The sequence below is a fragment of the Kitasatospora sp. NPDC001159 genome (assembly GCF_053598235.1).
The window spans coordinates 1-10,802 of the sequence record NZ_JBSFJV010000159.1; the positions used below are offsets into that span (position 1 = coordinate 1).

The 10,802-nt window shown below is 71.8% G+C and carries 7 protein-coding genes and 3 pseudogenes; 7 read left to right on the top strand and 3 right to left on the bottom strand.

Annotated features, from left to right (window positions below; all coding sequences use genetic code 11):
* Positions 1-168, bottom strand: a pseudogene (locus ACWC9T_RS38775) (ISAzo13 family transposase); the annotation flags it as partial.
* A gap of 288 nt (positions 169-456) precedes the next feature.
* On the opposite strand from ACWC9T_RS38775, the pseudogene ACWC9T_RS38780 reads away from it, so the two are divergent.
* Positions 457-957: pseudogene (locus tag ACWC9T_RS38780) on the top strand (helix-turn-helix domain-containing protein); the annotation flags it as partial.
* 212 nt (positions 958-1,169) lie between these two features.
* On the opposite strand, the pseudogene ACWC9T_RS38785 reads toward ACWC9T_RS38780, so the two are convergent.
* Positions 1,170-2,559, bottom strand: a pseudogene (locus ACWC9T_RS38785) (ABC-F family ATP-binding cassette domain-containing protein); the annotation flags it as partial.
* A gap of 272 nt (positions 2,560-2,831) precedes the next feature.
* Here ACWC9T_RS38785 and ACWC9T_RS38790 point away from each other — a divergent pair.
* Positions 2,832-3,755, top strand: coding sequence for an ATP-grasp domain-containing protein (locus ACWC9T_RS38790; RefSeq protein ID WP_449825741.1), 924 nt, complete (start codon positions 2,832-2,834; stop codon positions 3,753-3,755).
* A gap of 30 nt (positions 3,756-3,785) precedes the next feature.
* On the opposite strand, the gene ACWC9T_RS38795 is transcribed toward ACWC9T_RS38790, so the two are convergent.
* A complete protein-coding gene (locus ACWC9T_RS38795; protein ID WP_449825742.1) occupies positions 3,786-5,159 on the bottom strand; it encodes an NAD(P)/FAD-dependent oxidoreductase in 1,374 nt (457 codons plus the stop codon).
* Between the two features lie 1,132 nt (positions 5,160-6,291).
* Between ACWC9T_RS38795 and ACWC9T_RS38800 the strand changes: the two genes are divergently transcribed.
* From ACWC9T_RS38800 to ACWC9T_RS38820, 5 genes are all read left to right on the top strand, one after another.
* Positions 6,292-7,827 carry a hypothetical protein gene (locus ACWC9T_RS38800; RefSeq protein WP_449825743.1) on the top strand — a complete coding sequence of 512 codons (1,536 nt, stop codon included), beginning with the start codon at positions 6,292-6,294 and terminating at the stop codon, positions 7,825-7,827.
* Between the two features lie 144 nt (positions 7,828-7,971).
* Positions 7,972-8,568: a helix-turn-helix domain-containing protein gene (locus ACWC9T_RS38805; protein WP_449825744.1), complete on the top strand. Its 597-nt coding sequence runs from the start codon at positions 7,972-7,974 to the stop codon at positions 8,566-8,568.
* A gap of 71 nt (positions 8,569-8,639) precedes the next feature.
* On the top strand, positions 8,640-9,605 hold the full coding sequence (gene lepB / locus ACWC9T_RS38810) for a signal peptidase I (protein WP_449825745.1): 966 nt from the start codon (positions 8,640-8,642) through the stop codon (positions 9,603-9,605).
* 155 nt (positions 9,606-9,760) lie between these two features.
* The gene (locus ACWC9T_RS38815; protein ID WP_449825746.1) at positions 9,761-10,006 is read left to right on the top strand and encodes a hypothetical protein; all 246 of its coding nucleotides are present in this window, start codon (positions 9,761-9,763) and stop codon (positions 10,004-10,006) included.
* Positions 10,007-10,101: 95 nt separating this feature from the next.
* A partial coding sequence (locus ACWC9T_RS38820) for a hypothetical protein (protein WP_449825747.1) occupies positions 10,102-10,802 on the top strand: 701 nt, incomplete at its 3' end.

Consider the following 10,802-nt stretch of genomic DNA (forward strand, 5'->3'; position numbering starts at 1 on the left):
CGTCGTCTCGCTGACCCCGGCCGCCCGCGCGACGGCGCGGATGCCGCCGTGCCCCAGCAGCCGTGCCTCGGCTGCCATCAACAGACGCCGCTGGCGCTCATCCAGGTGTGGGAACAACACGACGAACTTCAGGGCGAGTTGGTCACCAATCGACTCGGAGGTGCGCATACCACATCAACGAGCCGCCGAGCGGGAAGCAACACAGAGATTCTCTGCGAGCCCTAAGGATCGCTGGCGTGTGGTGCGGTGGCGGGCGGCGGTGATTCACTCGGCGAGGCGGGCGTCGTTGCCGTGAGCGGGGGCAAGGCGCTATGGCGTCCCGTGGAGTGGTGTAGCAGGATTTGTGGCTCTCCTGTCGCTTCCGTGGGTCGCTGACCAGGGCTGATATGCAGAACACGCCGTACCACAGGTACGTTTCGACTTGCGACGTACGAAACGGAAGAACCTGGATACGGCGTGCGATCTGCAAGCATATGGACTCGGCTGCTCGGAGTCGAACACACGGTGATCGACTCGGTCGAGGCCGAGGAGGACGACGGCGCGCAGGCCTGTGCCGAGGACGCGGTGATCGTGGTCCATGCCCGCCCGGCGAAGCGGCGCCGGCAACGCTGCGGGGTCTGCGAGCGCCGGTGCGCCAGGTTCGACAACGGCGAGGGCCGCCGGCGCTGGCGTGCCCTGGACCTGGGGGTGGTCCGGGCGTTCATCGAGGCCGACGCGCCGCGGGTGTCCTGCCCTGAACACGGCGTGGTCGTCGCCCACGTGCCCTGGGCCCGTCACGGCACCGGGCACACCCTGGCCTTCAATGACACCGTGGCCTGGCTGGCCACGCACTGCTCGAAGACCACAGTGATCCAGCTGATGCAGATCGGCTGGCGCACGGTCGGCGGGATATGCGCCCGCGTGTGGGCGGATGTCGAACACCGCGTGGACCTGCTCGCGGGGCTGACCCGGATCGGTCCTCGGCCATCACCCTGATCGGTCGTCTCACGCCGGAACCCGGTAGAGCTCATCGCAGAGTTCGAAACGGTTCACGCCAGCATGGAGCGGGCCGCAGGGCGGCCGCCAAGCATCACTACTCGGCCAACAGCCGCCGACGTCGGATGACCTTCCGGGCCGTAGTCGCTGTTCCGGCTCCTTCCAGAAATCTCTCCTGGTCAGATAGGGTGCCAGAGTGTCCCGCCGATCTGGACCAGGGCGGCCAGGGCGAGGCGGGTCTTCTCGCCGCCGGACAGGACCCTGGCCGGCTTGTCGGCGTCGTCGCCGCGGAAGAGGAACGCGCCGAGCACGTGCCGCAGTTCGCTGTCCGTCAGGTCGGGCGCAGCCTTGGCGAGGTTGTCGCGGACGCTGAGCGCCGGGTCCAGGGTGTCGTGCTCCTGGGCGAAGTAGCCGAGGCGTAGTCCCGTCCCGGGGACGACGCGGCCGGAGTCCGGGGTCTCCTGACCGGCCAGGATCCGCAGCAGCGTGGTCTTGCCCGCACCGTTGAGCCCGAGGACGACCAGCCGGCTGCCGCGGTCGACGGCGAGGTCCAACCCGGTCAGCACCGGCCGGTCGTCGTAGGCCTTGACGAGGCTGATCGCGCCGAGCGGCATCCGGCCGCAGGGCACGGGTTCGGGCAGCCGGATCCGGGCGGTGCGCTCGGCCTGCCGGACGGGTTCGAGCTTGGCCAGCATCCGGTCGGCGCGGCGGGCCATGCTGCGGGCTGTCGTCGCGGTGGCGACGTTGGCGCGCATCCGGTCGGCCTGGGCGTGCAGGGCGGCGGCCTTGCGTTCGACGTTGGCCCGCTCGCGGGCGCGGCGGCGTTCGTCGGCCGCGCGCTGGGTGATAGGCCTGCCAGCCGGTGTTGTGGATGTCAATGGTGGCGCGGGTCGGGTCCAGGTGGAAGACCCGGTTGACGGTCTCCTCCACCAGTTCCAGGTCGTGGCTGATCAGTACCAGCCCGCCCTAGTGGGTAGTGAGGAAACCGCGCAGCCAGCCGACCGAGTCGGCGTCCAGGTGGTTGGTGGGCTCGTCCAGCAGCAGGGTGCCGTGTTCGGCGAACAGGATGCGGGCCAGCTCGACCCGGCGCCGCTGGCCGCCGGAGAGCGTGCCAACGGGGGAGTCCGTGACCCGGGCGGACAGCCCGAGTCCGGCCGCGACCCGGGCGGCCTCCGCCTCCGCGGCGTAGCCACCCCGGGACTGGAACCGGGCATCGGCCCGGGTGTAGGCGTCCATCGCCCGGCGCTCCTCCGCCGGAGAGCCGGCCCGGGCCATCGCCTCCTCGGCGGCGCGCAGCGCGCGGACGGCGGTGTCCAGACCGCGGGCGGACAGGATGCGGTCGGTGACGGTGACGGCCGGGTCAGCAGCGCGGGAGTCCTGGGGGAGGTAGCCGACCGGCCTGGTGTGGGTGACCGCCCCGGCGGCGGGCGGCAGTTGCCCGGCGAGGGTGGCGAGCAGGGTGGTCTTGCCGGCGCCGTTGCGCCCGACCAGGCCGATCCGGTCGCCGGGGGCGATGTGCAGGGTGACGTCGGACAGCAGCAGACGGGCGCCGACGCGCACGTCGACACCACGAATGGTGATCATTGGGTAACGCTCCGAAAGGGCTAGCGGACAGACGGGTGGCGTGGAGGCGGGTCCGTCGGCTAGGAAATTCGGGGCGTAGACATGCGGGCCAGGCTAGTGGCTCGTCGGAACGGTCGCATCCGAATTAGTTGCGGCCGTACTCGGTGGCCTGGTCAACGGCCTGGTCAACGGCCGCGTCCGGACGGCCCCGCCGCCGGTCCGCGAGCGGTTTTGGTCACCGTGGCGCGCGGGGCCGTCTTGTCCCGACCACGAGGGGCCGCTTCCATGGCCGCATGGGCCGATGCGACCTCGTTCTCCTCACCGATCACAGCTCGACCGAAGGCAGCCGGGACGTCCTGGCCGCCGCCGTACGGACGCTCACCGGCCGCGCGCCCGTCCACCTCGACGCGCGGCACTTCATGGACGGCGGCAGCGGCCGGGTCGAGCCCGCTGTCGGCTCGGACGGCCTCCGGCTCACGGTGGACGGGCGGACCGTCACCGCCGAGACGGTGATCGTCTACGAGATCCCGCCGCACCGCCGACGCGCCTTCGCCGACTGCCAGCGGCAGCTGCGAGCGTGCGGCACCCGCTCACTCGGCATCGACCCCGAGGCGTGGCGGGCGGCCACCGAGAAGGACCGCACCGTCGCCCGCTTCACCCGGGACGGCGTGCCGCAGATGCCCAGTGTCGTGCTCTCCCGGCCGAGTCCGGGGGGCGCCGCCGAGGCCTTCCGGCGGCTCGGCGGCGACGTCTGGGCCCGACCCTGCGTCGGGATGGGCGGCGAGGACGTCTTCCACGTCACCACCCGCACCCAACTCGACGCTGTCGCACGGCACTACGCCGACGCGGGGGCTGACTGGCTGATCGCCCGCGACGCCCGGAACTTCCTGCCGGACGGCCGCCGCCACCAGTACCGGGTGGTGGTGCTGCGCGGCACGGTGGTCCGCGCGGTGGAGCACGTCCAGGCGGACCCGGACGCGCCCTGCAACGAGTGCCGAGGTGCCGTCTCCACCCTGCTGGAAGTCGATGAACTTCCCGACGGGCTGGCGAAGTTGGCGATCTCCGCGGCCGAGTCGCTCGGGCTGGAGCTGGCGGGCGTCGACCTCGCCGCCGAGAGCGGCGGAGTGGTCTTCGAGGTCAACGTCCACCCGGCCTTCGGACAGCGCGCCCTGGAGCAGGTCGCGCTGCCGTACGTCGCCGCGCACCTCGCGCCGTGAGCGGCTCCGCAAGCGTCAGCTCCGCAAGCGTCAGCCCCGCAGGACGGCGGCCAGCACCGATGGGCGGAACAGTATCGTGGGCGGTGACACCAGGGACATCACCTCGTGGAACGCGGCCGTGACCAGCGGATCGCGGGTGGCGCCGGCCAGCACCTTGTCCAGGAAGCGGTGCTGGACCTTGATCAGTGCGCCGGACGGGCCGCCGGTGGTGGCGGCGAAGCGGACGTCCTCGGCGCAGGACATCACCCAGGGGTTCTTGGACACCGCCGCGATCTCCCGCCGGGCAGCGCGGGCCGTGGTGTGCCCGACACCGCCGTGCCGGAGTGCGATGCGGCGCAGCGCCTGGGCGCAGAACAACGAGACGGTGACCCCCTGGCCGTACACCGGATTGAAGGTGCTCGCGGCGTCGCCGACCGCCACCAGACCCTCCGGGGCGCTGCGCTCGTAGTGGCGCCGCACGCCCGGGCCGGGCAGGAAGCCTCGTACCTCGCCCGCCGGTTCGGCGTCCCGCAGCGCTTCGCACAGGCCCGGATCGCGCAGTTGGGCCAGGTGCTTGGTGAAACCATCCTCGCCGGGCTCGGGTTCGGCGCCGCGCATCCCGGCCAGGCTGACGATCCAGCGGTCGCCCTCGACCGGCAGTAGTACGCCCATCCGCGGCTTGTCGGGTGCCTTGGTCTGCAGGTAGATCGCCTGGTAGCCGAGGTCGACCCCGGGCGGGCGGTAGAACAGCCGGGAGGAGTACGCGACGCCGGCGTCCACCCGCTCCTCGGGCACCGGGCGGCAGCCCAGTTCGGCGAGCCACTTCGGTACCGAGGTCGAGCGGCCGGACGCGTCGACCACCAACTCGGCCGGGATGTCGCGGACTTCACCGCGAGCGGAACTCCGCCCCGAGCCGCGGCCCGAGTCGCCGCCCGAGTCGCGCTCGCGGACCTTGACCCCGGTCACCGCTCGCGCCGAGCCCAGTAGCCCGACCACGTCGGTACCCGCCAGGAACTCGATCGAGGGTTCGGTGCGGACCCGGTCCAGCACCACCTTGTCCAGCACCGGCCGGGTGCAGCTGAGGAAAGCCATCCGCGCGGGGTAGTCGGCCATCCACCCGGCCGAGCTGAGCCACTTCAGGTCACCCGAAGTGGAGACCCGGTGCGCTCCTGCGTCCGTCAGCTCCTGCTTGATGCCCGGCATCATCTCCTCCAGCGCCCGGTGCCCCGCTTCCAGCACCAGGTGCGCGTGGCGCCCTTGCGGCACACCGGCCCGGAACGCCGGCTCGTCCGGGTAACGGTCCCGCTCCACCACGACGATCCGCTCGGCGCAGCCGCGTAGCGCCCAGGCCGCCACCACGCCGGCCAGCCCGCCGCCGATCACCACCGCCGTGCCCCGCCCGGGGGCCGTCTCCGAAGAAGTCATGGCACGTAGCGTAGTGGGGGCAAGGGTGGTCCGTAGCCGCTTCACCTGGACGAACGTGCCGTCCCGGCACGTTCGTTGACGTCGCTTTGAACCAGAGGGTGACACGGGCGGTGGCGGCGAGGACGCCAGCGGCGACCGGGATCGTTCGGCGGGCCGAAGCTCCGACGTCCCGAGGGTTCCGTCAACCCCGGTTGGACGTACGGGTATTCGGGGCGCGTCTGGGATTCGTCAGGGCGCCGGTGCGGTGCTTGCCCCGGCGGACGGGGACGGGTTGGATGAGCTGCATGAACCGCCGGGTACGCCATCACGACCCAACGCCGCCGTGATGGCGCCCGAGCGCTGCACGTGACCGACGACGGCAACGAGGTCTCGCTGCAGGTCAACTTCCTGGCCGCGCACCTGCTGGCGAAGCTGTTGCGGGCCCCGCTGTCGGCGGCCGGTGACGCCCGGATCGTCAACGTCTCCTCCTCGCTGCACCGCACCGCGTCGATGAACTGGTCGGACCCGCACCGGGTGAAGAAGCACTCGAGGGTCGCCGCGTACGCCCAGTCGCAGCTGGCGCTCACCATGGCGACCGCGGACATGGCCCCGGCCCGCTCCGGCATCACCGCTGTCAGCCTCAACCCGGGCCAGTGCGCCACCGTGCTGCTGCCGCTGTACGGGCGCACCGGTGCGCCGGCGGCGGACGGTGCGGCAGCCGGGGTGCGACGCTGTCTGCCGGACGTCGAGCTGACCAACGGCGCCTACTTCGACGGCGGCGCCGTCGCCAAGAGCGCCCCGGCCCGAAAGCCTGAAGCAACCCCGAACCCCGAGGAACGACAGCAAGAGCACGATGTCCAAGCGCGCCCGCAAGAAGAAGGCGTGTCGGAAGAAGAAGGCGAACCTCGGCCGCAAGGCCGGGCAGAGCTGACCGCTCCACCAGCGCCTCACGCAGGACCGACCCCGCCGGGTGCCGCAGCGGCGCTAAGGAAGCGTCAAGAACGGCGCCCGGCGGTGTCAAGGAGGCGTCAGGAGGCGTCTCATCCCAGGTGGTGCGGCACTAGCCTCGCCCGGCGGAGAGAAACGGATCTGCGTTCGGTTTCAGTGGGAAACCCCTGGCAGACCGTGCAACGGGGGAAAGGGACGTACGGTCATGACCACCTCGACAGCGCGCAGAGCGGCCACCTCGGAGGAGGTGGCCGAAGAAGGGGGCGACAGCCCCGCACCGGCCGTACCGAGTGTCCGGCCCGGCACCCTGGCCAGGCTCGGCCAGGGCCTCCGGACGGTCGGCAGCCGGTCCTACTGGACCACCCCGCGCCTGGTCCGCAGTCTCACCGCGCTGAGCCTGGCCGCCCTGATCGGCCTCGGCGTCACCGTCGCCACCGTCCTCGGGGGCGCCCGGGACGGCACCGACACCATCGGCCACCAGGCGGCCCCGCAGGCCACCCGAGCCGCCGACCTCTACTTCGCGCTCAGCGACATGGACGCCCAGGCCGCCAACCTCCTGCTGGTCGGCGCCGACCCGGACTACGCGACGCTGCGCAAGCAGACCCTGGACACCTACGAGCAGCGCCGCGACCAGGCCGACAACGACCTCCAGCAGGCCGCCCAGGCCGCCGCCGACGACCCGGCCGGGCAGCGCGCCGTCCAGCTGGTACTCGGCAAGCTCGGCAGCTACGAGGCCCTGGTGGCCCGCGCCCAGCTGCTGGAGGAGCAGGCCAAGGCCCCGGCCGGCCAGCCCTCGCCCGCCGCCCTGGACTCCTACCGGCAGGCCACCGACCTGCTCCGCCAGCAGCTGCTGCCCGCCGCCGACCAGGTCACCGCCGCCAACGAGGCTACCGTCGACCGGGTGTACACCGAGCAGCGCGACGCCATGGGCAGTGGCTGGTGGTGGCTGCTCGTGGTCGGCCTGCTCGCCCTCGCCGCCCTGGTCGGGCTCCAGCGGGCACTGACCCTGCGCTACCACCGGGTGGTCAATCCGGCGCTGGCCGCAGTCACCGTGCTGACCGGCATCGTACTGGTGGCCGGGCTGTACCTGGTGGGCCGCGCCGACCACCACCTGGTGACCGCCAAGAGCGACGCCTACGACTCGGTGATAGCGCTCAGCCGGGCCCGCGCCGTCGCCTACGACATGAACGCCGACGAGAGCCGCTACCTGACCGACCCGTCGCGCGCGGCCGCGTACGAGCAGGCCTACTTCGACCAGAGCCAGGCGATCGTGCGGCTGGACGGCGCGACCATGGCGGGCTACAACGCCCAGCTCCAGTCCGCCGCGAACTTGTACCGGTCGAACCACGAGGCCGTCCCCTTCGGCGGGTACCTGGGCAGCGAGCTGCGCAACATCACCTTCGGCGGCGAGCAGGACGCCGCCGATCGGGTGCTGGCAGCCTTCCAGGACTACCAGGTGACCGACCGCAAGATCCGCGATCTGCGCAAGGAGGGCAAGCTCAAGGACGCGGTCACGCTCAACACCGGGCTCGCCAAGGGCCAGTCCAACTACGAGTTCGAGCAGCTGAGCACGGCCATGGGGGACACCATCGCGATCAACCGGAAGGCGATGGAGACGGCGGTCGCCGAGACCGACAGCGACCTCGACGGCACCACGGCGGCCCTGGCCGGCGGCGCGCTGGCGCTGGCGCTCGGCCTCACCGCGCTGGGGGTGCGGCCCCGGCTGCGTGAGTACAGCTGATCCGGAGCGCGGGCCCGGCGGCGATCCGCGGATCGTCACCGGGCCCCGCCGCTGTCCGTGCGAGCGCATCGCCCCGGAGCGGTGATGACGTACCACGGTGTGCCGGATTGACAAACACCCTTGCCGTCCCGGCGAATGGCAGGCATGGCCGACGAAGAGTTCGAGAACGTCCTCACAACGGTGGGCCCGCGGCTGCGGGCCCTGCGTCGGGAGCGCGGCACCACGCTCGCCAAACTGGCCGCCGCGACCGGCATTTCGCTCAGCACGCTGTCCCGGCTGGAGTCCGGGCAGCGCAAGCCGACCCTGGAGCTGCTGCTGCCGCTGGCCCGGGAGTACCGGGTGCCGCTGGACGAACTGGTCGGGGCCCCGGCCACCGGCGACCCGCGGATCCACCCGCGCCCGGTGACCAGGAACGGCCAGACGATCGTCCCGCTCACCCGCCACCTCGGCGGTCTGCACGCGTACAAGCACATCGTGCCGCAGGGCCGGAACGCCGGGCCCGAGTTGGAGTTGAAGGTGCACGAGGGCTATGAGTGGCTGTATGTGCTGTCCGGGCGGCTGCGGCTGCTGCTCGGCCCGCACGACCTGGTGCTGACGGCCGGTGAGGCCGCCGAATTCGACACCCGCACCCCGCACGCCTTCGGAAACGCCGGTTCGCAGCCGGTGGAGTTCCTCAGCCTTTTCGGTCCGCAGGGTGAGCGCATCCATGTCAGGGCGCGCCCGGGAACCTCAGTTCGGTAGGTTCGTTCCCTGACAGGGGGTTTCCGCTTCGGGCTCCCGCCAGGCCGTCGGGAGGGGCCGAGGAAATGAGTGTGCAGCAGAGCACGGAGTCCGGCGAGAGCGGTGGCACGAAGGAGCGGGCGGAGCACCCAGAGCGGGCCGAGCCGACCGACCAGACCGAGGCTGCGAAGCGGGCCGGGTCGGCCGGTGCCGGCGAGGCGGTGGAGGCCAGGGCGGGCGAGGCCGGGCCGGACGACGCGGAGCCGGGCGCGAAGCCCGCGCGCAAGAAGCGTCCGTTCTGGCAGGAGCTGCCGATCCTGCTGGTGATCGCCCTGCTGCTCTCGCTCGGCATCAAGACCTTCTTCGTGCAGGCCTTCTCCATCCCCTCCGGTTCGATGGAGAACACCCTGCAGGTCGGTGACCGGGTGCTGGTCGACAAGCTCACCCCGTGGTTCGGCGCCGAGCCGGAGCGCGGCGAGGTGGTGGTGTTCCGTGATCCGGGCGGCTGGCTGGAGGGCACGCAGACGCACGACGACGGCTTCATGGGCTCCGTGCAGAAGGTGCTGAGCACCGTCGGCCTGATGCCCTCCGCGGACGAGAAGGACCTGATCAAGCGGGTGATCGCGGTCGGCGGGGACACCGTCGAGTGCAACGCGGGCAGCCCGGTGAAGGTGAACGGCGTCGCGCTGGACGAGCCGTACCTGTTCCCCGGTGCCACGCCCTGCGACAACGACCCGGTCGGCACCGTCACCGTGCCCAAGGGCAAGCTCTGGGTGATGGGCGACCACCGCAACAACTCGCGGGACTCCCGTCCGCACCACAACCTGACCGGGGACGGCTTCGTGCCGGTGGACAACGTCGTCGGCCGGGCCTTCGTGGTGGCGTGGCCGATCTCCAACTGGTCGACGCTGCCCGTCCCGGACACCTTCGACAAGGTGCCCTCCGGGGCCGCGGCCGCCCTGTCGGAGGCGCCCCAGGCGCCAGCGGCGCTCGCGCTCGCAGGTGTCGTTCCGGTCGTGCTGTGGCGGCGCCGGCGGTCGCGCCGAGACGCCCGCTGAGTCGACGGGCGGGCTTCGAGCAGGACCCGACGAGTCCGCGGACGGGCTTCGCCGGAACTCCACCCACCGTGCTCTACACGGTTGTAGAGTTCCGGCGATGGGCGGTGGTTCCGGGCGCGGCCGCAGCCGGTCGGGCCTGGTCGGGAGGCGGAAGCGTGGTGGAGCGTCGGCGGTGCCCCGCACTGGCCGTGGAACCGGCCGACACCGACGTCCGGTGGGTGTACCAGCCGGTCGAGGTCGACCTCGGCGGTGGCACCTGGGCGCTCGGCCGGATCAGCGGCTGGTGGCGGGACCCGGCCGGGCGGCAGTGGTGCCGACTGCGGGTCAGCCGCAGCGGACAGCCCGCCGGTTGGCGGCTGTTCGAACCCGAGCGGATGCTGCTGCCGGTCTCCGGGCTCTGAGGAGCCGGGGGAAGTCCCTGGCGGAACCGTTCGAAGACACCTTGTCGTCCCTGGGATCGACCGCCGAACAGGCCACTTCAGCAACCGGGGACGACGTGAGTTCCGAGATCAACTTCAGCAGCAACTACCGCGACCTGTGCGAGCAGTACGGGACCGGCGCGGGCTTCCAGTTCGAGTTCTACTGCTACCGCTGCTCCGACACCTGGCGCTCGCCGTTCGAGCGGTTCACCACCGGCCAGGTGGCCGGCTGGATAGGCAAGGGCGTCAGCGCCGCCTGGAACCTCATCGGCGGCAACGCCAACACCATCAGCAACGCCGCCGACGGCCTGGCCGGCCAGACCTGGGGCACCGCCCGGGACGCCGCCTTCCAGCGTGCGATCGCCAACGCCGAGTCGCACTTCAACCGTTGCGGCCGGTGCACCCGTTACGTCTGCGGCCGCTGCTTCGACCCTGGCCAGGGCCTGTGCTTCGACTGCGCCCCGGACACCGCCGCCGAGGCGCTGGCGGCGCAGCGGCGCGGCCTCAACGACATGGTCTCCGAGCGGGCCTACAAGGCCGGGCAGCAGTCGGGCGCGGAGTTCGATGTCCAGACGCCCCGGCAGTTGGTCTGCCCGCAGTGCCAGACCGAGACGCACGGCACGCCGTTCTGTCCGGGCTGCGGGTTCAGACTGGCGCAGCCCGTCCAGTGCGGGCAGTGCCACAAGGACGTGCCAGAGGGGAAGGGCATCACTGCGGGTGCAGGTGAGTGTGCCCTGGTCACAGGTCCAGCCTGGGCCGCTGATGCGGTCGGCCCTGA

Coding starts and splice junctions, on each gene's coding strand:
- ACWC9T_RS38790 (WP_449825741.1), top strand. CDS start 2,832: ATGGGCCGATGCGACCTCGTTCTCCTCACCGATCACAGCTCGACCGAA.
- ACWC9T_RS38800 (WP_449825743.1), top strand. CDS start 6,292: ATGACCACCTCGACAGCGCGCAGAGCGGCCACCTCGGAGGAGGTGGCC.
- ACWC9T_RS38795 (WP_449825742.1), bottom strand. CDS start 5,159: ATGACTTCTTCGGAGACGGCCCCCGGGCGGGGCACGGCGGTGGTGATC.
- ACWC9T_RS38805 (WP_449825744.1), top strand. CDS start 7,972: ATGGCCGACGAAGAGTTCGAGAACGTCCTCACAACGGTGGGCCCGCGG.